The sequence below is a fragment of the Candidatus Paceibacterota bacterium genome (genome assembly GCA_035452965.1).
Classification (GTDB): Bacteria; Verrucomicrobiota; Verrucomicrobiia; order Limisphaerales; family UBA8199; genus UBA8199.
This window is the reverse complement of record DAOTCE010000005.1, coordinates 164,951-191,779: the sequence shown is the minus strand read 5'-3', so window position 1 is coordinate 191,779 and position 26,829 is coordinate 164,951. Positions and strand designations below refer to the sequence as shown.

18 protein-coding genes are annotated in these 26,829 nt (G+C 63.1%); 7 read left to right on the top strand and 11 right to left on the bottom strand.

What is annotated here, in order from left to right; translation table 11 throughout:
* Window positions 1-181 precede the first annotated feature (181 nt).
* Together P5205_07075 and P5205_07070 are read right to left on the bottom strand one after the other, a co-directional pair.
* Window positions 182-3,319, bottom strand: a complete 3,138-nt coding sequence (locus P5205_07075) for an immunoglobulin domain-containing protein (protein HSA10120.1) — start codon at window positions 3,317-3,319, stop codon at window positions 182-184.
* Between the two features lie 21 nt (window positions 3,320-3,340).
* On the bottom strand, window positions 3,341-4,456 hold the full coding sequence (locus P5205_07070; protein HSA10119.1) for a hypothetical protein: 1,116 nt from the start codon (window positions 4,454-4,456) through the stop codon (window positions 3,341-3,343).
* Window positions 4,457-4,686: 230 nt separating this feature from the next.
* On the opposite strand from P5205_07070, the gene P5205_07065 reads away from it, so the two are divergent.
* Entirely contained in the window at window positions 4,687-5,535 is an 849-nt protein-coding gene (locus P5205_07065; GenBank protein HSA10118.1) for a sugar phosphate isomerase/epimerase, read from the top strand.
* Window positions 5,536-5,557: 22 nt separating this feature from the next.
* Here the strand turns inward: P5205_07065 and P5205_07060 are convergent, their stop codons facing one another.
* Complete coding sequence (locus P5205_07060) at window positions 5,558-6,502, bottom strand: phosphodiester glycosidase family protein (GenBank protein ID HSA10117.1); 945 nt, start codon at window positions 6,500-6,502, stop codon at window positions 5,558-5,560.
* Between the two features lie 313 nt (window positions 6,503-6,815).
* On the opposite strand from P5205_07060, the gene P5205_07055 reads away from it, so the two are divergent.
* The 4 genes from P5205_07055 to P5205_07040 all read left to right on the top strand — a co-directional run bounded on the left by P5205_07055 (window position 6,816) and on the right by P5205_07040 (window position 11,937).
* The gene (locus P5205_07055) at window positions 6,816-7,868 is read left to right on the top strand and encodes a polysaccharide biosynthesis/export family protein (protein HSA10116.1); all 1,053 of its coding nucleotides are present in this window, start codon (window positions 6,816-6,818) and stop codon (window positions 7,866-7,868) included.
* A gap of 1 nt (window position 7,869) precedes the next feature.
* The gene (locus tag P5205_07050; GenBank protein HSA10115.1) at window positions 7,870-8,967 is read left to right on the top strand and encodes a polysaccharide biosynthesis/export family protein; all 1,098 of its coding nucleotides are present in this window, start codon (window positions 7,870-7,872) and stop codon (window positions 8,965-8,967) included.
* Window positions 8,968-9,313: 346 nt separating this feature from the next.
* Entirely contained in the window at window positions 9,314-11,032 is a 1,719-nt protein-coding gene (gene rpoD / locus P5205_07045) for an RNA polymerase sigma factor RpoD (protein HSA10114.1), read from the top strand.
* Window positions 11,033-11,199: 167 nt separating this feature from the next.
* Window positions 11,200-11,937 (top strand): prepilin-type N-terminal cleavage/methylation domain-containing protein, encoded by a 738-nt coding sequence (locus P5205_07040; GenBank protein HSA10113.1) that lies wholly within the window; start codon window positions 11,200-11,202, stop codon window positions 11,935-11,937.
* 200 nt (window positions 11,938-12,137) lie between these two features.
* Here the strand turns inward: P5205_07040 and P5205_07035 are convergent, their stop codons facing one another.
* Window positions 12,138-14,642, bottom strand: a complete 2,505-nt coding sequence (locus P5205_07035; protein ID HSA10112.1) for a protein kinase — start codon at window positions 14,640-14,642, stop codon at window positions 12,138-12,140.
* Between the two features lie 133 nt (window positions 14,643-14,775).
* Entirely contained in the window at window positions 14,776-15,474 is a 699-nt protein-coding gene (locus P5205_07030) for a sigma-70 family RNA polymerase sigma factor (protein ID HSA10111.1), read from the bottom strand.
* Between the two features lie 336 nt (window positions 15,475-15,810).
* Here P5205_07030 and P5205_07025 point away from each other — a divergent pair, with 336 nt between their 5' ends.
* Window positions 15,811-16,047, top strand: a complete 237-nt coding sequence (locus P5205_07025; GenBank protein HSA10110.1) for a hypothetical protein — start codon at window positions 15,811-15,813, stop codon at window positions 16,045-16,047.
* Between the two features lie 41 nt (window positions 16,048-16,088).
* Here P5205_07025 and P5205_07020 read toward each other — a convergent pair whose 3' ends face one another.
* From P5205_07020 to P5205_07010, 3 genes are all read right to left on the bottom strand, one after another.
* Window positions 16,089-16,241, bottom strand: a complete 153-nt coding sequence (locus P5205_07020; GenBank protein ID HSA10109.1) for a hypothetical protein — start codon at window positions 16,239-16,241, stop codon at window positions 16,089-16,091.
* A gap of 166 nt (window positions 16,242-16,407) precedes the next feature.
* On the bottom strand, window positions 16,408-17,463 hold the full coding sequence (locus P5205_07015) for a hypothetical protein (protein HSA10108.1): 1,056 nt from the start codon (window positions 17,461-17,463) through the stop codon (window positions 16,408-16,410).
* Between the two features lie 8 nt (window positions 17,464-17,471).
* A complete protein-coding gene (locus P5205_07010) occupies window positions 17,472-20,483 on the bottom strand; it encodes a protein kinase (GenBank protein HSA10107.1) in 3,012 nt (1,003 codons plus the stop codon).
* Between the two features lie 228 nt (window positions 20,484-20,711).
* Here P5205_07010 and P5205_07005 point away from each other — a divergent pair, with 228 nt between their 5' ends.
* Window positions 20,712-21,806, top strand: coding sequence for an amidohydrolase family protein (locus tag P5205_07005; GenBank protein ID HSA10106.1), 1,095 nt, complete (start codon window positions 20,712-20,714; stop codon window positions 21,804-21,806).
* Window positions 21,807-21,848: 42 nt separating this feature from the next.
* Here P5205_07005 and P5205_07000 read toward each other — a convergent pair whose 3' ends face one another.
* From P5205_07000 to P5205_06990, 3 genes are all read right to left on the bottom strand, one after another.
* On the bottom strand, window positions 21,849-22,463 hold the full coding sequence (locus P5205_07000; protein HSA10105.1) for a hypothetical protein: 615 nt from the start codon (window positions 22,461-22,463) through the stop codon (window positions 21,849-21,851).
* 436 nt (window positions 22,464-22,899) lie between these two features.
* Window positions 22,900-23,646: an RNA polymerase sigma factor gene (locus tag P5205_06995; protein HSA10104.1), complete on the bottom strand. Its 747-nt coding sequence runs from the start codon at window positions 23,644-23,646 to the stop codon at window positions 22,900-22,902.
* A gap of 26 nt (window positions 23,647-23,672) precedes the next feature.
* Window positions 23,673-26,828, bottom strand: coding sequence for an AsmA-like C-terminal region-containing protein (locus P5205_06990; protein ID HSA10103.1), 3,156 nt, complete (start codon window positions 26,826-26,828; stop codon window positions 23,673-23,675).
* Window position 26,829 lies beyond the last annotated feature (1 nt).

The following is a 26,829-nucleotide window of genomic DNA, read 5'->3' as shown; positions in this document are numbered from 1 at the left end:
AGGGCCGGCGTCCTCGCCTGCCAGTTCGCCGGGCGGCCCGCCCGGAGATTCCAGAGATTTGGCGGCGGGACGCCGCCAACACTGGCAGGCGAGGACGCCTGCCCTACTTTGTCCACCGCCCTGCACCTGCCACCCACACGCCCCAAGCAAGCGGCAGCCGACAACCTCTGCGTGCAAGTTCCTACGGCGCCAGCCGCAGGCGGTAGAAGCGGTGGCCGGGGTTGCCGGCGCAGGGATCCACCCACCAGAACAGGCCATTGGTGCCAGACAACGTGCACAGATTCGACCACGTCCGCCAGTCCCCGGTCCATTCAAGGATGTAGTTGGTGTGCGCCGTGCCGCACATGTCCAGCCGCACGGTGCCGTCAGGGGAGCGCCCGATGGCCTCGAAACGGCCCGGTTCAGCCGGGGGCGCGGCCACTGGCAGGATTTGCAGCGCCACCAAGCCGTTGTTGCCGCCCAGCGCATAGACGCGGTCGGCGCCGAAGTCCACCGCGCCGGTCCCGCTGCCGGTATTGTCATTGTCGGACGCGAAGTTGGTCGCGGTCAGGAACACGGGTGTGCCGCCGGTGAACGTGAGGTTGTAGAGGCGCAGGTTGTTGCCGGTCGTGCCCACATTGATGCCCGCAAGCAGGTTCAGCGCGGAGCTCACCCCAATGGGCGCCACAGTCCCCGGAAAGCCAGGACTGCCGTGATTGCGGATGGTTGTCCCGGTTCCCGCCGCCAAATTGAAGGAGACCTGCCGCAAGTTCTGCGAGGTGGCTTTGCCCCAGAAGGTGTTGCCCGCCCCGAAAGCCAGCCCCAGGCCAAACGCGCCCGCCGGCGCGTCCGCCACCGAGATGAGCCTGGAAGTGAAATCCAGGCCGTTCGCCGTGGTCAGAACCGCAACCGCATTGCCGCTGCGCGAAGCAAGTATGACCTGCGTGTTGGCGCCCGCGCCGCGCACATCGAGCGTGTCCCCCCATCGCTGGTTGTTGCCGGCGCCGGGATCACCCGAGTAAGCCACCGTCGGCACCGTGCCGGGTGTGTCACTGGCCCAGCGGTAGAGTGTGAAAGGCGTGGTGGTGCCCGCGGTGGTCAGGTTGGCCGCATAGACCACCCCATCGTCCGCCACGCCAACCAGCAGCAGCGTGTAGGTGCCGCCGGCAACTCCGCTCACGCTCAGTTCACCCACATCTGCCCCCGTGTCTCCATCCAGCACATACACATGGGGCCCGCTGCGGCTGACCAGCGATAGCCGGCGTGTCACCGGGTTATAGGCCATGCCGCGCTCATACGGAAGGGCGTTGACCGTCAAGTAGGGTCGCGTGCCGGGCGCCAGGCTCCATGCCCGTGACCAACCGCCCGCCGCAAAGGCCGGTTGGACCATCAGCATTGCCGGTTGGCTGGTCACGGCGCCATAGCCGTTCATCACCTCCACGGTGTAGGGGCCGGACTGGTTAGTGGTCACGCTGCTCCAAGCCAGACTCGAGCTGGTGGCGCCGGGCAGATTCGTGCCGTGGCACCGCCACTGGTAACTCAACGGAGCCGGTCCCGCTGCGCCAACCGTCAGCGCCACACTCTCCCCGGCAAGTACCGTCCGGCCCTGCGGTTGGGCCGTGATCACCGGCACGGTGATAGGCACCTCCACCCGCACATTGTCCACCACCGCAAAGCTCAGGTTGGTATTATCCGTCAGCGACGTGAACATATCCCAGTAGCCCACAAACACGTTGCTCGCCGTAAGGGTCGCGTTGATGATGGTAGCCAGCCGAATCCCGTCAATGGACCAATCCACCGCGTTGCCCCGCCTTGCCACGATTACTTCGCGCCACGCAAAGCCAATGGTGCCGTCGGCCAGCGCACCGGTCTGCTGCGTATAGTTGCTCCGCTGCCAGGCCGGCGCGGTTGCCCCGCCTGGAAATGCCGCGACGTGGTAGGGGTGGACCTCGTCCTTCGCAGCCGGATCGGTGCCCGCCGCATAAACTCCGGTGTTTGTGCCTTGGAGGGAGGTGCCGGCGAAGGCGCAGAAATCACCCCCCGTGCTGGAGGTATTGCCCGCCTGGCCCTCGCCGTCCACCGCAAACCAGTATCCGTCGGCCGTGGCGCCGGCGCCGGCCCATTGCACGCGGTTGCCCGCCGTGCCAAGGCCGGCCGTGGCGTGTTGTGTCGAGCCGGCTCCGCCCTCGGGAAACGGCCCATTCGCATTCATCCACACATCAAAGCGCAGCCGGTAGTCGCCCGCAAAACTCCGGTTCAATGGGGACAGCGACACGGCTGCCTTCGCCCCCGCCGTCAGGTTCGCTTCCAGGCGCAAGCCGCGCGTGGTGCCGCCAGTGGACCGCGGCGCCGACGGCAGGCCCATCGCCGAGTAGTCGTAGTTGAACACCGCCCGCGTGTCGGTGGAACTCCTGTTGACCCGCCACAGCACGGCGCTGTTGGTGTCGAACGTATCCAGAAACACTGTCGTCTGCGCCGGATAGACCGTCAGGGACATCGTCCGGCTGGTGACGCTGCCGAAGATGTTGGTGACCACGCACACGTAGTTGCCGGCGTTGGTGAGCTGGGCGGCGCTCAGGGTCAGTTGGTTGGTCGTCGCGCCCGCGACATAGTTCCCGTTGAACTTCCACCGGTACGTGAGCGGTGCGGTGCCGCTGGCCGTGACGCGGAACGTCACCGTGTTGCCCATGTCCGCCACCCGGCTCAGGCCGTCAGTCGCCAGGAGCGGGGCCTCGGTGATCTGGAGCCGGCGAATCGGGCGGTAGCTATCGAGGAAGCTGTAGGAGCGCACCTTCCGCTGGGCATTGTTTGGCGTCTGTTCCATGGTGCGGACACCGCTGGTTTCGCGGTTCAGGAACAGGACGATGTGGTCGGACTTGGAGTTGAGGGCGTCGCCCATCACCAGGGGAGCCGTCGCGGCGGTGTTAGTCTCGCCGAGACTGATCCAATAGGTCCCAAGCTCTTTCTCGAAATAGTAGGTGGTTTTACGCCCCGGCAACTTCCAGCAGATGCTCACAAAACCCGAACAGTCGTTGCCATAGTTGACGCTACCGCCAGCGGTGGTGGTGACAAAGTTATAGAAGTCCGACCAGTTGTCCTGAGGGTTGGCCTGGGTGTAGGCGACGCCGGTGTAAGTAACGCCCTTGGTGTAAGTGTGGGAGGTGGAGCCGTATTGCCAGTTGGCGAGAGTGTTGTTGGGCGTCCAGGTCGAGTCAATCATCTGGTCCGCGATGGCCTTAATGGTGTCGCGGCTGATGGGCGCCCAGGTGTCGCCGGACCATGCGAAGGCGGCGCCGGGAAGCAGCAGTGCGGTCGCGACAGTGAATAGTGTGGTTTTCATTGTATTCATGGACGTGTCGGATCAATTCGTGAACAGGTTAAGCTTGGCCTGTCCGCGCTGGGGCAGAAACTGGACGATCGTGCCGTCGGCCCGCACGTCCACGAGCTTGGCAGTCCAGAGGGCGTAATCATTCTCGGGCATCCGGGTAGCGGCGAGCAGTTCACCCCCGGGCTCGAAGCTCAGCACCTCCAGCACGATGCGCGTATCTTCCAGCCGCTCGGTCTGGACGTAGAACCGCCCGGCGTTGTCTTCACCTACGTATCGCGCGGACACGATTCCCGCCCAGGGAACCTCCAACGTCAATGCGTCTGACATGGCCATAGGGGCCTCTACGACCCGCAGATGCAGCGCCCTTCCCCGGTCCAGCGACAGGAAGTAGACTCGCTCGCTCGGGGCGTGGATGCCGTCCACCTTGCGCTGTGTGTTTGGGTCGGGCGCCACCAGCACGCCATCCCGCACGACCGCCACCAGCACGTCGCGCGCGGCGGCGTCGGCGAAAAAGACAGCGTTGCCGGTAAGATGAAAATAGCCGCGGGTATCAATGTCTTTGGGGGTGAGTTCCAGCGTGCTGCGCGGGGTGCCGTCGGGGTCGTATTGGTGCAAAGCACGCCGTACCTGGTCATAGACATAAACGCGACCCTGGTCGTCGGCCATGACATCCCCAAGGGCGATACCCGGAAGGCTGAGGCTGCGGAGGTAGCTGCCGTTGCTGGAGTAAACCACCACGCGCTGATTCACCACGTCCGCCACCAGAATGCTACCGTCCTTGCCGACCGCAAAGGACTCCGGCCCAACCGGCGGTTGCCCCGGCTCGCGAACCATGCCCAGTTCCCCCTCGCCACCGCCATAGTTCAGAACGTGTTGCTGGCCGGGAAGAACGGGGCTGGCGCGGTCTGGGAAGGCCCGGGGGGTCGAGCGCAGGTGACTTTCCGGTTGACGGAAGTCGTCGCCAACACTGTAAACCGGCGGCGGAGGCGGCGAGTTTCGGGCCGAACGCGCCTGCTGGAATATGGTCCAGCCGACGAATATAGCCGGAACCGTAAACACGAGCCCCACCAGCAGGAGCCGTCTGACCTGACGGCGCTTGCCGGGGTCGGTTGCCGGCGCCGACCACATCGCACGTTGATTGTGTGACACGATTCCGAATGTGGCGAAACTGGAGCCTCGTTGCCCGCGCTCGGCAGGGCCCGGTCCCGACCGGTTGCAGCATGGCAGAATCTGCCGCCGAATGCAACGTGAATCGCCTTGTCTGAATCGCCTTGTCCCCTTCGTCCCCTTCTCGTTGACGGGCTAACGGGGAACGCGGTAAAGTGCCACCAACAAAATCAATCATGCGTTCGACTTCAACCAAACGAAAGGACTCTGTCATGAATCGTGTTTCAACTTCCACTGTGACCCGGCGCGAGTTTCTGGGCGCTCTGGGCGCTGCTGGGGTAGCGCTTGGCGTCGCGCCGCTGGCCCACGCGGCTGCGCGCAAGAAGATCCCGGTCGGCCTCCAGCTTTACTCGGTGCGCGAGCAGTGCAAGGCCGACCTCCCCGGCACGCTGGCGGCGGTCGCCAAGATCGGCTACCCGGGTGTTGAGTTCGCCGGCTACCACGGACGCAGCGCGAAGGAATTGCGCAAGCTGCTCGACGACAACGGCCTCGTCTGCTGCGGCACCCATACTCCTTACGACTCCATTCAGGGCGACAAGCTCAAGGAGACCATCGAGTTCAACCGCACCATTGGGAATAAATTCCTCATCGTCCCCTGGATGGCGGAGGCCAAGTCCAAACAGGAATGGCTTGATCGGGCGCAGCTCTACAACGAAGTCGCCGTCAAGGTGAAGCCCGAAGGCATGTGGGTGGGCTACCATGCGCACCAGCACGATTTCAAGAAGGTCGAAGGCGTGTCGGCTTGGGACTTGTTCTTCGGCAACACCAAGCCAGCCGTGGTCATGCAGCTCGATACCAGTAATTGCCTCACCGGCGGCGCCGACCCGGTGGCCGTGTTAAAGAGATATCCCGGCCGTGCGCGCACCATTCACCTCAAGGCCCATGGCGGCGGCCCCGAGGCGGCCATCGGCGAGGACCAAGTCCAGTGGAAGGAGGTCTTCGCGTTCTGCGAGAGCAAGGGCAGGACCCAGTGGTATATCGTCGAGCACGAGAGCGGCAAAGACCCGCTCCAGGCCGTGAAGCGCTGCTTCGAGGCCCTCCGGGGAATGGGCAAGGTGTAGCAGGAGGTCCGCCCGGCGCATTTCAGCGCCACAGGGTCTTGCGACCCGGCAACTTCCTGGCGTAGACACCGAGGTGATTGGCCACCCGCCGCTCCATGCCCAGCGGCGGGCCGCAGGGACGGTTTAGCGCGATCGGCGAGCCGTCAGGCCCTTCGATAACCAGGGCCGTGCTGCCCCCGCCATCAAGGTTCAGTGCGTTGTAGGCGCCGAGCTTGCGCATCCACTCCGCCGTCTCCGCCGTGCTGGTGCCCTCACTGTAGCCCGGTTGGCGCCCGTCAATGGTCATCAGGATCAGGTAACGCCCGTTGCGGCTGACACCCACCGCCGATCGCGGATGGCGATTGGTGCTGGTGCCATTGTTCCGGCCATTGACCAGCAACGCGTAAAACCCGCTCAGCCCGTTATAGGCCCCGACCGCATTTCTCGGAGCGCGGGCGATCCAGGCCTGCCGGTTCGTGCCGATCAACAAAGCGTCCCAACGGTGATTAGACTGGTAGAAGTCGCCCCGCGAGAGTGACAGGCCCTCGACACGCATCGGATCACCCCGCCTTCTGGCAAACACGTCGAAGATAGACCCGTTGAGCGCCACCTGGCACTTGAACTCCTCCAGGAACTCCGACGTGGTGCGAGCCCCCCAGGCGTTTGTCCCCTGGCCAATGCGCGGGGTGACCAGGAAACCAATCGTCGGCTCGCGCAGGTCAACCTTGACGGCGCGGACCTGGAGCCGCCGCGGCACTTGGGTTGATCCCTCGCACATCTCGACCCCGCGAAAGATGGACTTCCAGCGGGAGATCTTGGCGTGGGCAACCGCATCCACCGGCCTGGAGGCCAAAGCGTTGGTAACGGCCGCCGCCCGCGCGCCCGACACCGACTGTCCAACCGCCGCCATCGGGCCCAGCACAAGCAGCAACGCGGGAATAACGGCCCAGAACCTCTGCGTGAATCCGCGATCTAATCTTGCTGTCATCAAACTCAACCTAGCATTCGGCATGTTTGAAAAGCAACGCCGATGCCCCTGCCCCGCCCCGGTCCATGCACCCCCCATCCGAAATCCTCCCCACAAAGCAGTCCGTATTATCCGGTGTTGCCGCGAGTGTTAGCGCCACTTACCGTTTCAACAGCTATGTTGCTGGTGGAGAACCTGGGCCAGCCAGTCGGTCTGGTGGCCAGCGGCAACGCGGATGTGCGTGCAGCCCATTTGCCGGGGCAGACCTTGCGCGGCCCCCGGCGTCGGAGACGACTGTGGGCTTGAATCGTTGGCCGGAATCACTGTGTCATCTATGAATAGCAATTGCTTCAGCCAATGGGTTGTCTGCTTGCTGCTCCTCGCGGCGAGCGCTTGCCTCCTGCCCGCCGTAGAAAGCGAGGCTTCCTCCGAAACGGCACCCGCGCCGGCAACCGGCGGCAATACCTCCCTGTCCGTCACGCCCCTCTCCAAACGCGCTGCCTGGCAGCAGCGGCTGACGCTCGGCCCGGGTGATGTGCTCAATCTCACCCTGTTCGACATGGTGGATTCGACGCGGAACGATGTCCCTATCGGCCCAGATGGCCGGATCACCTTCCGGGAAGCGCGGGATGTCATGGCGGCAGGGCTGACGATTGATGAATTGCGGGCAAAACTGGACGAGGCACTTTCCAAGTACTACCAGAACCCGCGCACCATCATCACGCCGGTAGCCTTCCATAGTAAGAAATACATCGTGCTGGGTGCGGTGGGAAACCGGGGGGTCTTCAACTTCGACCGGCCCCTGAGTGTGATCGAGGCTCTGGCGCGCGCTGGAGGCCTGCAAACCGGGTTGTATGGCCGGGACACTGTGGAACTGGCCGACTTGGGTCACAGTTTCCTGGTGCGTAACGGCCAGCGCGTTCCGGTGGACTTCGAGCGGCTCTTTGAGCAGGGCGATCTCTCTCAGAATGTGCCTCTCGAACCAGATGACTTTCTCTACTTCGCCCCGGCCAGCGCCAACGAGATATATGTCCTGGGCCAAGTGCTTAGCCCGGGTGTAGCCGCGTTCCTGCCCAGAACGAGCACCATGAGCGTCATTGCCGCCCGCGGCGGATTCACGCCCCAAGCCTGGCGCAGCCGTGTGCTGGTCGTGCGTGGCTCGCTAAACCGCCCGGAAACCTTCGTCGTGGATACGGCCGCCATTCTGTCAGCCAAGGCGCCTGACTTCAAACTGCAGGCCAAGGACATCGTCTATGTGAGCAATAGTCCCTGGGTGAAGGCCGAGGAACTGCTCGACACTATCGCTACCGCCTTCATCCAAGGCTTCACGGTCCCAACCATTAACCGGAAATTGCCGCCGTTGACCACAAGCCCTTGGATCAAATAGCATGAAGAGAATCCTCCTTCTTTGTTCGTCAGGCCTGTTGCTGGCCGCTATGGCGGGATGTTCCAGTCCCAAAGCCAATACGGCGCCATTAAGCCAGTCCGCCAAGCCGACCGGCACTTCTGCCACCCTGAATTTCACGAACCAGTTGAATCCCGAGCTGCTGCGGCCAAGCGATGCCCCTTTCACGCTCGGGCCGGGCGACCGGGTGGAGATTGAGCTACTGGGCACCCCTACCTCGCGTGCGGTCACAACCGTTGGACCGGACGGCAAGCTCTACTTCTACCTGCTGCCCGGGCTGGACGTTTGGGGGCTGACACTGAAGGAGATGCGGGAGCTGCTGCAATCAGGACTGGCAAAGTATGTGAGCGAGCCGCAAGTTGCCGTCACGTTGCGCGAGGTGGCCAGCAAACACGTCTGGTTGCTGGGCCGACTCAACCAGCCCGGGGTGTACGCCATGCCCGCGCCCATGTCGTTGCTGGAGGCCATCGCCCTGGCCGGCGGCACCGCCATTTCCAGCGGTCAGGTCAATCTCCAGGAGCTGGCTGACTTGAGGCATAGCTTCGTCATGCGCCAGGGCCAGTTCGTGCCGGTAGATTTCCACCGTTTGCTGCGCGAAGGTGACACTTCCCAAAACATCTATCTCCAGCCAGACGACTTTGTCTATGTGCCGTCGGCTCTGTCCCAGCAAATCTATGTGCTCGGCGCCGTGCGCTATCCCCGGAGCGTGCCTTACTCCGACGGTATGACGCTTGTGTCGGCACTCGCCAACGCCTCTGGCGCTACGACCTTGGATTGGTTTACGGTCGGCTCTTACGGCGTACAGCCGGACGCTTACCTGTCACACGTCGCCATTGTGCGGGGGTCGCTATCGGAGCCTAAGATGATTGTGGCCGACTACGGAGCAATTATCAAAGGGCGCGCGCAGGATGTGACCCTGGAGCCGGGCGATATCATCTACGTCCCCAACACACCCTACAGCACGCTCAAGCGATACCTCAATACCATCGTGAATACGTTTGTTACGACGCTCGCCGCCAATGAGGGCAGCGCCGCCGGTGGCGGAGATACCGTAGGGGTAGCGGTTCCGCTCGGAAGATAGGCTGGCTTACCGTGTCTCACGCGCCAAAGTCGCCTCTGCCAATGACCCGTGCGATTGCCCGCAGTGGATGGTCTCCGCAGGCGAAATTGCGGGTAGCGTCACCCCCCGGCAGGGTCAATCCGTTCGCATAACCCGCCGCGCAATGCAGATGCCGGCTTGACCCGCTGCTCTGAGCCTTCCATATTAGAAGCTCAGTTTCTGTCGCCGGATGACTTGAGTTTGAAGTAACATGGCTGTGCCGACGGTCAACACGAAATCGTCCAACCCTCGCCCCAAACGAAAACCGCCTGGCAGAGCCACTGGCCATCCGGCACGTCGAACGTTATCCGACAAGAAGGTTGAGAAGGTGGTCCAGACTACGGAGCTGCCGCGCGCGGATCACAACGCCAACCACCAACCGGCCATCGCACCCGATGCACCTGCGGTCGCCGACAGCGAATCCAGCACCAAGATAGCGGAGAAGGTCAGAGAACTGCTCCGCCTGGCCCACGAGCAAGGCTACCTCACATACGGCGACATTACCGACGCCTTGCCGGAAGATCTCGCCGGGCCGGAGGAACTCGACCAGGTATACGTCAAACTCCGTAATCTGGACGTTGAGATCGTGGACCAGGCGGAGGTTGATCGCGTCAAGCAGCCCGAACCGGAAGAGGATGACGAAAAGGCGCGGCTCGACATCCTGGACGACCCGGTCCGCATGTACCTCAAACAAATGGGCCAGGTCCCCCTCCTGACGCGCGAGCAGGAAGTCGAGATTTCCAAACGCATCGAAGCGGCTGAGAACGAGGTCAAACGCATCATCTATGGCTTCGGTTTCGCCGCCAAAGAACATATTGCGCTGGCCGAGAAGCTCGTTTCCGAGCCGCCCAAAGAAAGGTTCGACCGTGTCATTCTCGACAAAGAGGTTGATAGCCGCGAGAAGCACCTCAAGGCCCTTCGCAAGTTGATCGGCGTGGTGCGGACGGCGGATCAGAAAGTGGATGAGGCCTACGCCCGGTGGCAAGCCAGTCCGGCCCGCGGCAAACACGAGCAACTCCATGCCTCTTTGTTACAGCTTGACCGCCGTCTGCAAAGCAACTTCTCCCGGTTCTCTTACAAGCATGCATTCATCGAAGACCTGGTACTGGTCGCGGAGAACATCCACGACAAGATTCAGTCCAGCCTGCGCCTGATCCAGGACCAGGAAGCCCCAGGCAAATCCCCTGATTCCCGGGCGATCATTGAATCCGAGCAGCGGAAGATCAGGGCTCTGGAACGTTTCGCGCGGGCCCCCTGGCCGGACTGCCTCAAGGCCTTCGAGCAATTGGAACGGTTCTCCGCCCAAGCGCAAAAGGCCAAGGCCGAAATGGTCGAAGCTAATCTGCGCCTCGTCATCTCCATTGCCAAGAAGTACATTAACCGCGGTCTGTCCTTCCTCGACCTGATTCAGGAGGGCAACATGGGGCTGATGAAGGCCGTCGAACGCTTCGAATACCGCCGCGGCTACAAGTTCTCCACCTACGCCACCTGGTGGATTCGCCAGGCAATTACCCGCTCGATCGCCGATCAGGGCCGCACTATTCGGATCCCCGTGCACATGGTTGACGCAATCAGCAAACTCATGCGCACCCAAAAGCGCCTCCTCCAGGATTTTGGACGCGAACCAACGTCGGAGGAGCTTGGTGATGAGATGGACCTCCCCGTCGAACGGGTCCGCGCCGTATTGAAGATGGCCCAGCAACCGGTGTCACTCCAGTCGCCGGTCGGCGACAGCGATGAGACCAGCTTCGGTGATTTCATTGAAGATAAGGCCACAGAAAGTCCGGTTGAGACGACCAGTTTCAGCTTGCTCAAGGACAAATTGAGTGGCGTGCTTGCGAGCCTGTCACAGCGGGAGCAGAAGGTCCTGGAACTGCGCTTCGGGCTCGGGGACGGCTCCTCGCGCACGCTGGAGGAAGTGGGCCGTGAGTTCCGCGTCACGCGTGAGCGGATCCGCCAGATCGAGGCCAAGGCCCTCCGCAAAATGCGGCACCCCACCCGAATCCGCCAGCTCCACGGTTTTCTTGAAGTCCGGCGAACGGCGTGAATCTCCACCAGCGCAATCCGCCGCTTCAGTTTCCCGGCAGTACGCAACCCAATCCGCACCCTATCGGCCCCCCCCTCAAACCCGTTCTTTCACTTCAGTTATTGTCTTCATTTCAGGCTTGCAATTGGAAACGGTAGTCGCCAAAATGAGCTCAGTTGAAGTAGATTATGCGTATGTTAAGAGATGCCACAAAAGTCCGCGCCAGGATTCGCGCGTTCACCCTTATTGAATTGCTGGTAGTGATCGCGATCATTGCAATTCTGGCGGCGCTGCTGCTGCCCGCGCTGGCCAAAGCCAAAGAGAAGGCGATGCGGGCGAACTGCGTCAGCAATCTCAAGCAGGTGGGGTATGCGATTGCGATGTACTCCTCCGACAACAATGACTACCTGCCGGGTCCCTGCTGGACTGGAATGTTCTTCACCTACGCCAAGAGCACAGTCGCAACTGATCCCTATAACGGCTCCCTGGCGGGGTTCTTGACCCCGTATTTGGCGTACAAACCCCCGCAGACTCTCTTGCAGACCGCAAAAGTGGCCATTTGTCCGGCCTCCTTCAGGGTGCTGCCGCCGCTTGCGCCGTCACCGCCGCTCAAAGTGCCGATTAGCTACTTCTCACTGAGCACGATCACCAACGATCCTCCTTACGGGAACGAAACTCTGCTTTACCCGTTCGGCCGGCCCAACACGCCTTTCGCGGCGCCCAAGAAACAGACGGCGATCAAGAAGCCCTCCGATACCTGGGCCATGACGGATTGCGACAAGCAACTGATGACCGCCCTCGGCATCACGAGCTCCACCTATATTGACTATATCGCGCTTGAACCTGTGCACGGGCCCAAGAAGCCTGCGCTGCGGAATTACCTCTATTTCGACTGGCACGTGGGGTCGCAAAGAACACCTTACTAGCATTCCCGAGGTGCCAGAACACGGGCCCTTCGCGGATGCGGGCAAGCGGAACGTTCCGTTGGCAGCAACTTTCTCAGGCTGGCTGCCCAATCCAGAACGTAGCATTCGGGAAGTCTGTTGATCCGCGGGCCGATGTTCCGGGCAAGGGAAGCTAGTTTCATTGACAGTGCGTTCCGCTCCGCTTTGCTCCGCGCTTTAAATCAAGGATCGGCTGGGCCAGTTCTTTTTGGCACGAATTCCTTGGCCCGGCGCTTGGCTTCCACAATCTGCTCCTGCGTCATCCTTTGTTCCAGGTTACCCAGGGAAATACTGCCGCTGCTTGCGCCGAGCACGCTTCTTGCCAGCATCGCCCACTTGTAAGCTTCCACAACGTCCTGCGGCACGCCGTCGCCGTTGGCGCAGCGCAGGGCCAGAGACGCCTGCGCCTCGGGAACCCCTTGCTCAGCCGCGAGTTGGAACCAGTGAGCAGCCTCCTTCGGGTCTTTCACGACACTCTCCCCCAGCAGGTAGCGCATCCCCAGGCTGTATTGGGATTCCGCCTGTCCCTGCTCGGCGGCCTTGCGGAACCAGCGCGTGGCCTCCGCCGCGTCCTGCGCAACCCCCTGCCCCATGAAGTACATCACGCCGACCCGGTGCTGCGCTACGGGGTGGCCGTTCATCGCAGCGGGCAGCAACTGCCCCAAGGCCCGGCTGTAGTCGCCGCTTTGGTAGGCTTCTTTGCCGAGCCGGACTGTCTTCTCGAGAACTTGGGGATCTGTGCCGGGCGCGGCTTTCCCGGCTGCGCCTGACTCTTCCGCCGTTGCTGCCCCGCCCGGCTCGTCCGGTCCGCTATCCTTCGCCGGCTGCAACCGGAAATCCATGTAATCCATGTGCGTCCCTGGCCGCGGCGGCGAGCCATTGGCAGTGAAGACCTGAAGCTTGGTTTCGTAACCCGGCGCCGAGGCCGCCAGGGTGTGCGCCTCCCGCCAGGTGCAGAGTTTGTAATTCCCCATGTTATCCGTCCACGCCTGCTGCGGCGGCCGGTTGGGACGAGCGCCGTCGAAGTTGTCATCCACCCGCGCGCCTGCAATCGGCCGGCCCGTGACGGCATCAACCACCGTCCCGTGCACCACGAGCGTCGGCAGTTGCGCCCTAGTCACATTGGCACGGTGTTGGGCCCTGAAATAGACGGGCAGTCCGATGGACAGGATGATCGCCCCAACCGGGATTGCCAGCACGAGCAGCACCGTCGCCGCAATCACAGCCGCAGTCTTCCAGCCACCACCCCCATTGCTGGCAGGTGTTGCTTGAAGCCCGGTTGCGCCTTGCCCCTGCCGGAACGCCTCGCGCACGTGCCTTTGGCTCAGCACGACAAGGGCCCAGATACCAATCGGCAGGCCGATCAGATTCCCGGGAGTGACCAGAATCGCGAGGATACTGCCCGCGACCGCCAGCCAATAAGCCTGGAGCCGCTTCATCTTAAGGCCGGCAACGAGCATGATGCCGCTCAGCACTAGAGCCAACAGAGGCAGCAGCAGCATGGGGGCCTTGCTGATTGCGTGGCGACTCGCCACGAACATCGTGATAAGGAAGATTAAGGGGATCCCGGCCCAGTTCAGAATGGCAGTGATCACCAGCCCGATCGCCGGCCCTCGGACTTGCCGCAGGGCATCCCCGACACCGGAGGCGGCCGGGGCGGGCATCGCAGCGGATGACCTGGGCGGCACAGGCTGCGAGCCCCGGACCTCGGACTTTGCGATGGTCTCCACATCGGTCTTCACCTGGCTGGCCTGTTGGTAGCGGCGTTCGGGCTCCTTCTCCAAAGCGTGCAGGACCACCTGGTCCAAGCGCACATCCACATGCACCTTCTGGCTGGGCGGAGCGAACTTGCCCAGCGGCAGTTCGCCCGTGAGCATCTCGTAGAAGACGACGCCCAGCGAGTAGATGTCCGCGCGGTGATCCACCACCGCCGGCGTCTCGACCTGCTCGGGCGCCATGTAATGGGGGGTGCCCACCACCTGCTGCTCGCCGGTGAGCGAGACGGCCGCACCGCCACCGCCGAGAAGCTTGGCGATGCCAAAGTCGGCGATCTTCACCCGGCCCTGCTTATCCATCAGGATGTTCTCCGGCTTGATGTCGCGGTGGACGATGCCCTCCTGGTGGGCGTATTGCAGGGCTTCGCAAATGGACGGCACGATGGTCAGGGCCTCCTCGGGCGCCAGCTTCCGGGTCTGGAGCAGTTGCCGCAGGTTCATGCCGTCCACGTATTCCATCAGCAAGTAGTAAAGGCCGTCGGCCTCGCCGAAGTCATAGACGGTGACGATGTTGGGGTGGTTGAGCCGGGCGAGGGCCTGCGCCTCGCGCGTGAACCGATCGGCGAACCGCTGGTCCTTTTCCTTCTCGCGGGCCAGGATCTTGAGGGCGACCAGGCGATTGAGGCGCGGCTGGCGCGCCTTATAGACCACGCCCATGCCGCCACGGCCCATGCATTCCAGAATTTCCAAGTGAGGGAAGTGCGGGGCGATCTCCTCCAGGGGCGGAGGTGGTTCGGGCTTCGGACGAACCACCTGGGTGCCGTCCGGCCCGATCTCACCCTCGGGCGCCTCGGTTTGCGTCGCCAGGTTCAGCCCCATCAGGCAGCGTGGGCAGAGCCCCTCGGGCGCGTCGGCCGCCAGCAGGGCGCCGCATTTCTCACACTTCCGGTCCATGTTCGCATTCTCATTCATCACTCTTTAGTTAAGCAAGCAACGGGGGATGTTACACCAGGCGGCGCGGGGGCAATGGGGAAATGGCCCGTGGCGGCGACGGGCGATTGGCGAGGCACCCTATTCCGCATGCACACGCAACAGGCATCAGGCCTCAACCCGCCAGCGCGCTCATGAGATAGCGCATTTCGTCTTCAATCTCCTCTGGGCGCGTTACGGTATGGGCTATCTCTTCCCGGAAGACCTCGCGGAACCGCCGGCGCAACCGGTGCACCGCGACGCGCGCGGCCCCGTCGCTCATCTCCAGCGCGGCGCCAATTTCGCGGTAGGAAATCTCGCCCCGCTCGGCCGTCAGGCAGACCTTCAACCCGTCGAACTCCCTCGCTCTGCCTGTCGCAGCGAATTCTTCCCGCAGCCGCGCCAGGGTGCGGTCCAGCAGCGTCAGCGCCCATCGCCGTTCGAAGACTCTGTCCGCGCTGGTTTCCGCGACCGGCTCGATCTGATACCGCTGCTCAGCCAGCTCCGTGTCCAGCGACAGCGGGGGCTGGCCCCCGCCGCGCTTCTGCGCGCGGAGCCGGTCCCATTCATTTGCCAGGAACCGCTTCAGCGCCACGATGAGGAAGGTGCGGAACCGGCCCTTCTCCCGCGCCGCCGCTTTCAGGTAGTCCTTTTGCAGCAGTCGGGCGAAGAACTCCTGCGTCAGGTCCTGCGCATCGGGCGGGCTGTGGCCCTGCCGACGCACGTAGGCATAAAGCGGATACCAGTAAGTGCGGCAGAGCGTTTCCAGCGCCGCAGCCGATTGGGGCGAGCCCTTCTCGCGTGCCGACAGCACCACCGACCAATGCGTAGTCACGAAAACCGCAGGGCGCCCACCGCCCACCGATGAAGGGGTGGCAGGGGCATGAGCCGATGTCGTCTCCGTTGCGCTCACCAGCCTGAGCTTAACGGTTCAGAGCCAAACAGCAAGGACCTACGACCGTTGTGGGGAGCTTCTTTGAACCGCCGCCTGGTCGGAGGGATCTGTCCTGAAGGTGGACAGCGCGGGGAAGCCCGGGGATCGGCGACATGGTTGAAAGCACGTTATGTGGCTCGAGCTACACGCCGATGCGCAGAAAGAGGCAGGTTCTGAGCGTTCCGGCACCGCCCATGCTGCCAGCAGCAGCGCAGGAACCAACGCAGCGGGACCGATATGGAAACGAAAGAACTGAGAGCGAAGCTGAACAGCATTCTTGACGCGATTGCTGCCGGGCGCACTTGCGAGCAGATCCTCGCGGCGGACCAGACGCTTTCGTACCATGACATCTTCCACGCGGTGGCCGAGGCGCCCACCAGCTACTGGGAAAAGGCCAGCACCAAGCAGGCGCGAGCGGGTTTGGAAGAAGGGCTCCAAGCGATCCCAAGGCTCGTCCGGCACCGGACCGATTAAGGCGGTGCTTGAAGCCGGCCAGGGTGTCTCTGGCGGCAATCTTAGAGGACCAGCCGCAGGCCCCAGACGGCCGCAGCGGCGGCAAAGGCGGAGACCAGCACAATTGCCAGGACGAGGGAGCCACCGCGGGTGCGAACTTCGTCCCGCACGAGGAAGACATACACCAACAGGCAGACGGCAGATCCGATCATCATAGCCGCGGCGCCAAAGCCCGGAAGGATCAGAAGCACCAGGATTGCCAACAGCGCTCGGCAGACCGCTACTGTCGGCGATTTCTTCGTGCCCGGAACTGGCGTATGCTGACTGCTCACTGTTTGTGGATCGCTAATCACTGGCCGCAGCCACTGGGCGCACGGAGCATCACTGCGCGGACGCACCTGCCGCGCTGTTCTCCGGGGTGAACATCTTTTTGGCCATCGTCATGCCCATACGCATCATCTGGGCCTGGTGCGACTGGAACTTGGCCAGGGTCTGCAACTGCTCCGCCGAGAGAATAGTGCGGGCGCGATCATAGACACGCTGGTTGACGGTTTGCTGGGCGTCGAGGTACTGGGACAGCTTGTCCCCCGACAGCATGGCTTGCAGCTTGGCCTTATCTTCGCCGAAGTCGCCCAGCGGCAGCCCGGTGGTGGCGGCGACGCTTTTCTTCTCCTCCTTCATGAAGGTGAGCATGGCCTCGGTCTGCGGGTCGGTGAGATTGTAGTCGCTGCCGAGCTGGGTCTTGAACTGGTTGAGCATGGTGCGTTCGCCGATGGTCTCCTGGTAATCTTTGTACAGGGCGTACCGGTCATCACCCAGAAAGTCCTTCACCGAGTTTTCGAAGGCCTTCTGCTCTGCGTTGAGCGAGCTGAGCATCTCGGTACGGTTGGACGACGCCGCGCCACCCATAACCGCGTAGGCTTTGTCCGCCGCCTTCATCATGTTATCGGCCAGAAGGTCCTTGAATTGGCCAGCCTCCTCGGGGGAAAGACCCATCTGCCTGATCAGCGGGGCGTAAAGCTGGTCCATTGTCATGCGCTGTTGGTCGCGGATGAACTTCCGGGCCTCGGGATCTCGCATCATCTGGCTGATCATCTTGCCGAAGCCGCCTTTCTCCGCGTCGGTCCCGCTGCGTTTGGGCGAAGGAGGCTCCTCAACCGGGGCGGGGACCGGTGCGCTGGGGGTCGCGGCGGCGAGTTGGCCGGCGCGAATCCGGGCGGCAAGTTCCTCGGTCTGCGCGGCGAGTTCTTCGCGCTCCCGGTCGGCGCGCTGTTGGGCCTTCAGCGCGTCTTCGTTCTGGATAGAGCTGGCCTCAAGCTCGGTGCGCAGTGCGGTAATTTGAGTTTCCTGCGTCACGGACTTGCGCGATTGGACCAAGCACACCACGGCGAGGGTGACGGTGGTGGCGGCGAACAACAGGGTGATAGCTGATTTCATAAAGTGATTTACCGCGGCACCGGCCAGGTGCCAGCGAGGCGGTCCTGCAGACCGCGAGTTGGCAGGGCCACGGAGACCGCGGCCAGCAGGCCGAGGAGCACCAAGGCCAGCCACGGCGCCCAGACCGAGTGCTTGGCGAAGCTCAGCACCGCAAGCACGAACACGGGGAAGACAGGACTCCAGGTGACAATCGCCCGCCAGAACAGGCGGAGGCGCGAGGCGCGCTGGCCATCGCGGCGAACATAGGTGACACCGGCGATTAGCAACGCCAGACCGCCCCGGAACAGCACGGCCGCTACGACAGCCGGGAAAGCCACATAGATCAACAGCGTCGCAGAGATCAGCAGGGTCGGCGTGGAGGCCGGCAGATCGCGGCTGAAGGGGATCTCCCTGGGCACATGCTTGCCGACGGCGGCGTCGGCCGCTTTGATTTCGGCCTCGGTGAGGGTGGGATGATCCGCCACACTTTGTTCGGCAAACTCCCGGCCTCCGCTCTTAATCAATGCGAGCACCATGGGATTTGACCAGGTGGCGGAGTTGGTGATGAGGCCGCGGTAATGATGAGCAATGTAAAGGGCAAGCTGGCGATCGGTCGGCAGGTTTGCATGCTTGGGGGCAAAGATCCGTGCCGTGGATCGGAGTTGCAGCAGGGTGTGAAGCTCCATCAGGCCCGGATTCTTCCGGGTAAGCTCCTGGACGAACTTCATCCCGAAGTACCCGCCAAAGCACCCCATCAACGGGAAGGCCATACAGGCACCGACCAGGGCGGCCCGGCGCAGCCGGGACACCGCCGCCGGCCGGTTTAAAAGGGGCTTGAGCGCGGTGACAATGGCATCCGCGCCGGCCGCGTGGCTCAGAGTCTTAAGGAAGGTCCGCGCGTGGAGTGGCAGAACCACGTTGACTTCGCCGGCCTTGTGGGCTGAGGCATCCGGTCTGCCGGCCAACGCGGCAGCGGCGACGGCATTCAGGAACGAACTAGCAGGCTGAGGAGGCACATTGTCGCGCGGAGGCAGGCCAGGTGCAGGGAAGTCGAGGAGCTTCGCGCGGCCATCGGCGGTGATCCAGAGGCGGTCGAGGGCGAGATCAGGCAGGGTGCCGTCCTTCTCGGCAGCGCTGATCTCAACAGCGAGGTCGTGAAGCCAATAGCGGACCTCCCGCCAAGGCTGGGGCTGGCGGATGACTTCGAGGAAAGGCCGACCGGTGAGGGCCTCGAAGGCGTCCCAGTTCTCGCCGAGTGTGCGTTTGCCAGTCAGCCAGCGCAGGCGGCCGACCCGGCCCAGAGCGCGCCACTGGGCGGGGACGGGTGGAGTGTCCGGGGGCACCACGCGGACCCAGACCTTGCGGAGGAGCTTGAGGTCGTAGGCGAGAAACCACTTCTCCGCCGCGGTGTCGGCGAGCGCCTGCAGGACATGGTAGGGGCCGATGGTGATCGCCGACTCGACGGCGGGCGGCGGCGCTTCGGCAGCCGAGAGGACGGGCCGCGAGACCAGGGCGGCGTGGGAGACGACCCGGCTCCGGCTCACCAGGTCCTGGAGGGCGGCAAAGCCGTTCCGGCGGCGGGCGGTGACGAATAGCAGAGCCATGACCACGTAGCAGGAAAGGCCCATGAGCGTCTGGATCCACTGAGAGCTGGCCAGGTAGTCCTTTGGATTGGCGCCAAACGCCAGCCAGTAGGGCAGGAAGGGCGGCACGAGCCAGACCATCGCCCGCAGCAGGGCTGGCCCGAAGCCGGGCGGATTGCGGTCCGGTCCGACGACGCGCAGCCCGCACAGCGCTTTGCCAGCCGCGGCACCCCATAGCCCCTCGAAAACCGCATAGTAAAGGACCGCGACGCAAAACCAGCCGAACACCCAGGCAAGGAGCTTGGGCGAAAACTGCATGGACATCTGCATGAAGTCCATGGGCGAACCGAACGCCAGGAGGTTGATCACCATGCCGGATAGCCCCAGGATGGTCAGGTCCGCCACGCCGGCCAGGAAACGCAGGCCGAGGGTCGCCGGCGTCGGCGCGGCGGAGCCGTAGGGCGTCAGCGCGCGGGCCAGGTCGGTGTAGCTCTTGAAGCGTTCGCCCGGCTGCTTCTCCAGGCAGCGCAGTATGGCCCTGGCCAGGCCCTTGGGAATGTCAGGCCGGAACTGGCGCGGCGAGGGCGCGCGTTGTTCCAGCACGGTCGCCAGGAGCTGCACCATGTTCTTCGCCTCGAAAGGTGTGCGCCCGGTGAGCAGGTAATAAAGCGTGGCGCCAACCGAATACATGTCCGAGCGGGTGTTGAGCTCCTCGCCGCGCAACTGCTCGGGCGAGCAGAAGGCAGGGGTGCCGAGAAACGCGCCGGTGGCCGTCAGCGCCGGCTCGGTGCGGACGGCGGTCGAGATGGACAGGCCGAAGTCGCCGATCTTCACGGTGCCGTCCTCGCTGACGTAGCAGTTGGAGGGTTTGATGTCGCGATGCAGAATGCCGACGCGCTGGGCAGCGTCCAGCCCCTCGATGAGTTGCAGCACGGCGTCCACCGCTTCGCCGACTGGGAGCGGCCCCCGGGCGCGCACACGGTCCTGCAAGGTGCCTCCGGCAACCAGCTCCATGGTGATTACCGGCGTTCCGCCGATCTCCTCGGTGCCAAAGATATAAACGCTGTTGGGGTGGTTGATGGATGCGGCGAGGCGGCCCTCGCGGAAGAAACGTTCGCGGGCCTCGGGCGAATCGAGGGTGTGACTCAGGACCTTGAGGGCCACCCGACGGCCGCTCTCCTGGTCCTGGGCCTCATAGACCGCCCCCATGCCGCCTGCGCCCAGCGCCCGGACGATGGCGTAGCTGCCCAACTGCTCGCCCGCGTGGGGCAAACCGCGCGACTTCGCTCCCTCATCCGGCAGCACGATGGTACCGCCGGGGCCCGGCCCGGGCCGGGTCTCCATGGCCAGCTTGAGGAGGCATTTCGGGCACAGGTCCGGGGAGACGCTGCCCACCAATTCGGCGCCGCAACCCACGCATTTGCGCTTTCCAGAAGGTTCGTGTTCAGGATTCGCCATATCGTTCTGCCCCGTTCATAAGCAGATTACGGCAAAGGTAACGCCGACGTCACGCAATAGCGGGCCCCTTGGCGGCGGAGAAAGCAACTCGGCCCCATGTCGGGGCTGGCATAAGTGCGGCGTGCACATCATCGCCGCACTCGATAGTCGCGCCATTTCTTTCGATTATTCCGCCGGGGCGGCGCGGCTTAAGGTTCAGGGGTGAAGATGAATTTTTGCACGAGACGTATGGGGCGACACCCGGGCGCCCGGGCGGCGCTGGTCCTGGGAGCGATGATCCCGCTCTGCTTCGTGGGCTGCGCGGCGCTTTTCCGGGGCCCAATTCTGCCGCCCGAACCGCTTCCGGCCGCCCCATTCGTGGACCTGCACTGCCACGTGGCCGGCCTGGGCGCGGATGGCAGCGGGTGCTCTGTGTCGGAGCGGTTGCGGAAGAGTTGGAAGGCGGGATTCTATTTCCGCAGTTTTGGCGTCTCCCGTCAGCAGCTCGAACAACGGGGGGACGCTCTGTGCGCGGAACGGCTTTCGGCGACGCTTGGCCAGAGCCGGCACGTCGGTCGCGCCGTGGTGCTGGCACTGGACGGTGTGGTGGATGAGCAGGGCAACCTCGACCCGGCCCGCACCGAGTTCTACGTGCCGAACGAGTTCGTCGCCGCGCAGGCCGCTCGCCACACAAACCTCTTGTTCGGCGCCAGCATCAATCCCTACCGCCCTGACGCTCTGGCCCGCCTGGACCGTGCGTCGGCCGACCACGCGGTGCTCGTCAAATGGCTGCCATCTATCCAGCTCATTGACCCGGCGGACGAACGCCTTGTGCCATTCTACCAACGAATGGTCGAACTACGCCTGCCCTTGCTCGTCCACACCGGCGACGAACATGCTTTCACCTGGTCCAAAGCCGAGCTGGCGGACCCGGCCCGGCTGCGCCTGCCCCTGAGCCTCGGAGTGACGGTCATTGCGGCGCATGCCGCCTGGCCCGGGCGGCATGACGGCCAACGCGACGTGGATTGCCTGGCCTCCCTGATGCGTGAATTTCCAAACCTCTATGCGGACATCTCCTCGCTCACCCAGATCAATAAGCTCGGGGCACTCCGCGAGGTGCTGCGCCGGCCCGAGTTTCGGGGGCGCCTCGTTTATGGCACCGACTTCCCCCTGATTAACATGCCAATTTGCTCTCCGTGGTTCTTCCCGCTGGATCTGTCCCTGCGACAGCGGTGGCAGATCAGCCGAATCATCAATCCTTGGGACCGCGACGTCGTCCTCAAGCACAGCCTTGGCGTGCCTGCGGATGTCTTTACTCGAGCGCAGGAGCTACTGCGTATGTGAGCTTAGCCGAACAAGCTCGTCCGCATCCCCGGAGCGTCGGCCTTACCGCCTGGCTGACAGATTCGCGCCTGAAGCGATTAGCCTCGCCGCCGGGTCATACTGTCCGACCCCGAACTCGGCGCGACACCCTACGACGCGGCCATCGCCCAACCGCACCACGTCTCCCGACTCCGCTCCTTCGCCGGTCCTCCTGTAGGTCGGTTCAAGGTCAACCGTGGTTGTCAGCCCTGACTCGACCACCAAAGGAACCACTGCGGTCACGGTTGTCCCGCCACCCTTCTCGGCCTGCGCCTCAACGGTGTAATGCCCGGGGGAAAGCCCCACCAGCGCTGGCTGCTCGTCATTCAGGTCTCGATCATTGCGCACACGCTTGATAACCGTGCCGTCCTGAGAAAGTATCGTGTAGGGCGTACGAGCCTGCCCGTACAGGAACTCATTCCTCCCAAAGTCGTTGTTCCAGAAGAACGTCTCGATATTGTGGTCAATCGGCACTCGCTCGCGGGCGGAGAAGACCTGCACGAATCCGTCGCCCGCGTTTTGCGCCGACGCCCTATGACAAGGGCCGACAGCTTCGTTGAGGACCACCTTGGGGGCCGAGGCGCACCCAACCAACCCAATGACCACGCCGCTCATTGCGATCGCACTTATATACCTCATAATTTTGTTCCTTTCGTTTGCCTTGCTGGGCTCGTTGTTGAACGAGTAATTAAGCTCTTATGTTACTATGTATTATATCATTGCATGATTGTCAAATGGCATCGCCCCTTGCGCGGGGCGCATCTCAGTTCATTGCAGGAACGCCGACATTCCTGTCGGCCCGGCCCAGGGTTGACCAGGGGGCCGACAGGAATGTCGGCGCTCCACCCCGCCCATGGCGTAAGTGAACCAGCCACAATGGGTTAGGCGAATGAACCTACGGTGTGGATACGGTGTGGATACGGTGTGGATACGGTGTGGATACGGTGCGTATACGGAGCGGGTCCCTATGGATCACGGCTTCCGCGACCGCCGCTGATCAGAAACACCCGGTGCCGTGGTGGAACTGAGATTTAACCGAATGGCCGGGGATTCATTATGCCCCAAAAAGGGCTACTTACGGGCCGAAAGCCGAGAACAAGTGGCGGACTTCCTCTTCGACTTCCTCCCGGGAGGAGACGGTATGGGCGACCTCGTCGCGCAGGATTTCGCGGTAGCGGGCGCGCAGCCGATGGATGGCCATCTTTACGGCGGACTCGGTGAGATTCAAACGGGCCGCTATCTCCCCGTATGGCAGCGCCGACTCGTCGCGGACAAGGCAGCTCTGCAGATACTCGAAGAGCTTCGCCCGGCCGGAAGCAACATACTCCTCCCGCAGTTGTGACATGGCCCTCTCCAGCAAGGTCATGGCCCACTGGCGGTCATACAGCACGTCGGGCTGGACGTTGAGGGAGGGGTCCGCGGCGAAGCGGGACTCGGCGAATTCCTGGTCAATAGGAACCACCGGCGCGAAGCCGCCTCGCTTCTGCGCGTGCTCACGGTCCCATTCGTTGGCGACGAAGCGCTTGAGAGCCATCAGCAGAAATGTGCGGAACTTGCCTTTCTCCCGGGCCGCCGCCTGGAGGTAGTCTTTCTGCAACAGCCGGGCGAAGAACCCTTGGGTCAGGTCTTGCGCGTCGTGCGGCCGCCGGCCCTGCCGCCGCAGATACGCATAAAGTGGATACCAGTAGGTCCGGCAAAGCGTTTCGAGGGCGGCCACCGATTGCGGCGAATCCTTCTCGCGCGCCGAAAGCACCACCGACCAGTGGGTGGTAACGAACCAGGCGTCCGAGGCGGGAGTTGGCGTTGGGGTGGCGAGGCTCATGCCGGCAGGGGGAAGCGGTGCCTGAATCAGTTGTCTTTGGGCGAGTAAAGCGGGAGTGCGTTGGTGCGGCTGGAGCCCAGGTCCTCCGGCAGAAGTCCCCTCAAGGTGCGGAGGGGATGAAACGGGAACTGGAAGGGCAAAAGCACAACTTTGGGAAGGAGATAGACCGGCTCGCCCTTAGGCTCGCCCAATGTGCCCGTAACCTTGTATTCGAACAGCTTGGCTACCGGCCATAGCATGGTACTGAAGGCCGGGCCGACGAGCCACGTGTCACGCAGGAGGTCGGCTTCGGCGCGGGCGCTGATTTGACCCTCGAAGTCCAACGTGCCGCGATATTGCAGGCGCATCCCGGTCGAACGGATTTCCAGGTCGTTGGAGCGGATGATTCCGTTCGTGATGGTGAAAGTGCAGGTGCCCGCGCTGGCCCGGCTGCTGCCCAGGCCCGGGGTTATGCCATTAAGCACGCTCGAAAAGATGCCGAAGAGCGGGACGTCCCAGATCAGGCCGTCCCGCAATGCCAAGTTACCGTGACCATCCCAGGTGCGCAGGGTGGATGTATCGGCGTGTGAGACCGTCAGCCTGCCATTGAGGGTGCCGTCCAGGTGGTTAGTCGTGAGGAACAGATCTGTCACCAGCGGTTGCAGGGAGGTATCTGTCGTGGCGATGTCGAACCGATAGTCCGTTTCATGCCGGGGGTGAAAATCAAAGTGGGCAAAGCCATTAGCGCTGCCGCCGTAGAGCGCCAGGTGGACGTTGGTTAAGGTCAAGTGCTGTCCCAGCCAATGGACGTGCCCCTCGATCTGCGGCACACGGAACCGCCACCACTCAAACTGGTTGCCTTTCAGATTAAAATGCAGATCGGCATCATCCTCTCCGTGCATCGGAATGGTGCCCTGGACATGGGCAAGCGGGGGATCCCGGAACCTGTACGGCTCGATCGCGCGGGCGACGTGAGGACCGATGGCGCGTGCGATGACCATTGGCTCGACCGTGCTGACGCCGTTGGTCAGATACACTTTCTGGGCCACAAAGTCCGCCGCGACACCGTCGGCACTGAGGCGCTGCGCTCCGCGCTGGAGGCGCGCGTCTGCGAATAGCAGGAGGCGATTGGTATATTGGAGGGCGGCCTGGAATCCGTCAGCAGCTTCGCCGCGGAAGGTGAAGTTAGTAAGCGCAACCCGGCCCCGAATGCCCGTCCGTTCAGGTTCGCGCCATCGTCCCCGAATCTCCGCATCAATCACGGGCGGTTGTTCTGAGGCAAAGTAATCGAGGGCGCGCTGCTGGCGCGGCTGCAACAGCGGACGCAGATCGAGCACGTTAATGGTGCTGTGGAGGCGGAAGTAGTAATCCCTGGTGCGATCATCGGCCTCGTGCTCAAGCTCCAGCCGGCCTTCGGGCCGGGTGAGGGTCAAATCTGGCAGCCGCCAGACCATGTTGGAATACAAGAGGTGCGATTGGGCAGTGGAGACTGGGACGTTGCGGTAGGCGCCACCGTGCTTGACTGTGAATTCGCCCTGCAACCATAGTGTGGGCTGCACTTCGCCGCGCCAGTCAGGTGCGCGGTTCGTCCATGCGGGGACGACCAGCGACACCTCCCCTTTCAGCTCGGGCGGACTCTTCCAGTAATAGGGCGCCAGCCAGCGGCGGGCGCCTTCAGTGAGCACTGGAGACAACTTGTGCGGATCAATGTCCGAGGAAAGGTCTAGGTGCAACTTGCGCGTTGCGACATCCAGTTTGGCGCGGGCATCCAATTGTCGCCCAGCTAATGCCGTGTGCAAATTGGTTATGGTCAGTGTGGGCGCGCGCCACTGCCCGCCGCAGGCCACCTCGTCCACTTCAACTCCGGACGCCTCGAGCCCGGCAAGATGCCAACGCCAATCCAGCGCGTAGGGCTGGAGGTTTGCCCACCAGGCCCAGGAATCATCGGCGCGAGGTGGCACGTCGTACACGGGCTCAGCGAGGCGGGCTTCGATCCGCAAATCCCGCGCGGAGCCCCACTTGCTGCTCGGCTGGGCACACTTCAGCGTTCCTGCACCCGAAAGCGGTATGGGATTGGTCAGAGAGTGAATCCACGTCGCGTGGAGCTGTGCGTTGGTAGCGCTGCCCCAGCGAGTTTGGGTGTGGCTTGTCGAGAGCGTCAGGTCAGCGTTCACCAGGTTCGTCTGCCCCTCCATGGAAGCCATCTGAACAGCGAGCTGCACGTTGACGGCGCTCCCCCACTGGCTGCCAACTTGCTCGGCGCAGAGGCTCAGTTCCGCATTCCCCAGGTTGGTCAAGGCTTCGAACGAAGCGAGGTGCGCCGTAAGCTGCAGGTTCGTTGCCGCCCCCCAGCGTGTTTGAGCCTCCCCAGCCGCCAGGTTCAGCTCCGCGGCAGACAGGCCGTTGGTGTTGGCAGGGAAGAGCCGCGCATTGAGCTGGCCCCGGTTAAGGGAGCACCAAGGCGTTTCAGCACTGGTGCTGCTCAGCACCACGTGGACGGCAAAACTGGTCAGGTCACGCGCGTCCCCCTGGACATTGAGCCTTAAGTCCGGTGGGGTGGAAAAGTGGATTTGCTCCAAGGCATCCGCGACCTGTCGCAAACGGTCCCGCCACATCGTAACGGGCGCCGCCTGCTTCGCTTCGAACAACTTCCATTCGCCAACCGCCGAAGCGTTGGAAACCGTGCCTGACAACTGAATATGAGCACCGGCAAAGGTCGCCGTGAAATGGTCGAGTGCCCATTCATCGCCAGGAAGAAGACGCAGGCCGGACTGGATATTGTCCACGGTCAAGTGTCGAGGCGACTGATTGGTGTCCGCGATGGGCCACACTAACCGGCCCCGATGCAGCATGAGTGAATCAACCTGCAATTGAAGCCGCATGAGGGCCATGTAACTAAGGCGCACCTGCACCTCCGCGAGCATGAGTTGGGGACTTAAGGACTCGCCCGTTTGCCCGAAGCGGACATTCTCCGCAACAATGCCCTGATACCAACGCAGACGCAGTCGGGAGAACTGGAGATCAACACCACGCCCGCGCAGTTCCTCGAGCAGCGGGCGCTTGGCAAATTCAGGCAGCCCCACCTGGTTCAGGTAAACCAAGACGCTGAGCAGGGCGAGGACGATCAGCCAAACAGTGATGCGGAAGCGTCGAAAACAAACTCGACACGTCCGCCAAAAGCGGCCTTTCTGGCGGGTCGCCATA

What these genes read in the sequence shown, in the direction of transcription:
- P5205_07075 (HSA10120.1), bottom strand. Translation starts at nt 3,319, where the DNA reads ATGAAAACCACACTATTCACTGTCGCGACCGCACTGCTGCTTCCCGGC.
- P5205_07065 (HSA10118.1), top strand. Translation starts at nt 4,687, where the DNA reads ATGAATCGTGTTTCAACTTCCACTGTGACCCGGCGCGAGTTTCTGGGC.
- P5205_07060 (HSA10117.1), bottom strand. Translation starts at nt 6,502, where the DNA reads ATGACAGCAAGATTAGATCGCGGATTCACGCAGAGGTTCTGGGCCGTT.
- P5205_07055 (HSA10116.1), top strand. Translation starts at nt 6,816, where the DNA reads ATGAATAGCAATTGCTTCAGCCAATGGGTTGTCTGCTTGCTGCTCCTC.
- P5205_07050 (HSA10115.1), top strand. Translation starts at nt 7,870, where the DNA reads ATGAAGAGAATCCTCCTTCTTTGTTCGTCAGGCCTGTTGCTGGCCGCT.
- P5205_07040 (HSA10113.1), top strand. Translation starts at nt 11,200, where the DNA reads ATGCGTATGTTAAGAGATGCCACAAAAGTCCGCGCCAGGATTCGCGCG.
- P5205_07035 (HSA10112.1), bottom strand. Translation starts at nt 14,642, where the DNA reads ATGAATGAGAATGCGAACATGGACCGGAAGTGTGAGAAATGCGGCGCC.
- P5205_07025 (HSA10110.1), top strand. Translation starts at nt 15,811, where the DNA reads ATGGAAACGAAAGAACTGAGAGCGAAGCTGAACAGCATTCTTGACGCG.
- P5205_07020 (HSA10109.1), bottom strand. Translation starts at nt 16,241, where the DNA reads ATGATGATCGGATCTGCCGTCTGCCTGTTGGTGTATGTCTTCCTCGTG.
- P5205_07015 (HSA10108.1), bottom strand. Translation starts at nt 17,463, where the DNA reads ATGAAATCAGCTATCACCCTGTTGTTCGCCGCCACCACCGTCACCCTC.
- P5205_07010 (HSA10107.1), bottom strand. Translation starts at nt 20,483, where the DNA reads ATGGCGAATCCTGAACACGAACCTTCTGGAAAGCGCAAATGCGTGGGT.
- P5205_07005 (HSA10106.1), top strand. Translation starts at nt 20,712, where the DNA reads ATGGGGCGACACCCGGGCGCCCGGGCGGCGCTGGTCCTGGGAGCGATG.
- P5205_07000 (HSA10105.1), bottom strand. Translation starts at nt 22,463, where the DNA reads ATGAGGTATATAAGTGCGATCGCAATGAGCGGCGTGGTCATTGGGTTG.
- P5205_06995 (HSA10104.1), bottom strand. Translation starts at nt 23,646, where the DNA reads ATGAGCCTCGCCACCCCAACGCCAACTCCCGCCTCGGACGCCTGGTTC.
- P5205_06990 (HSA10103.1), bottom strand. Translation starts at nt 26,828, where the DNA reads ATGGCGACCCGCCAGAAAGGCCGCTTTTGGCGGACGTGTCGAGTTTGT.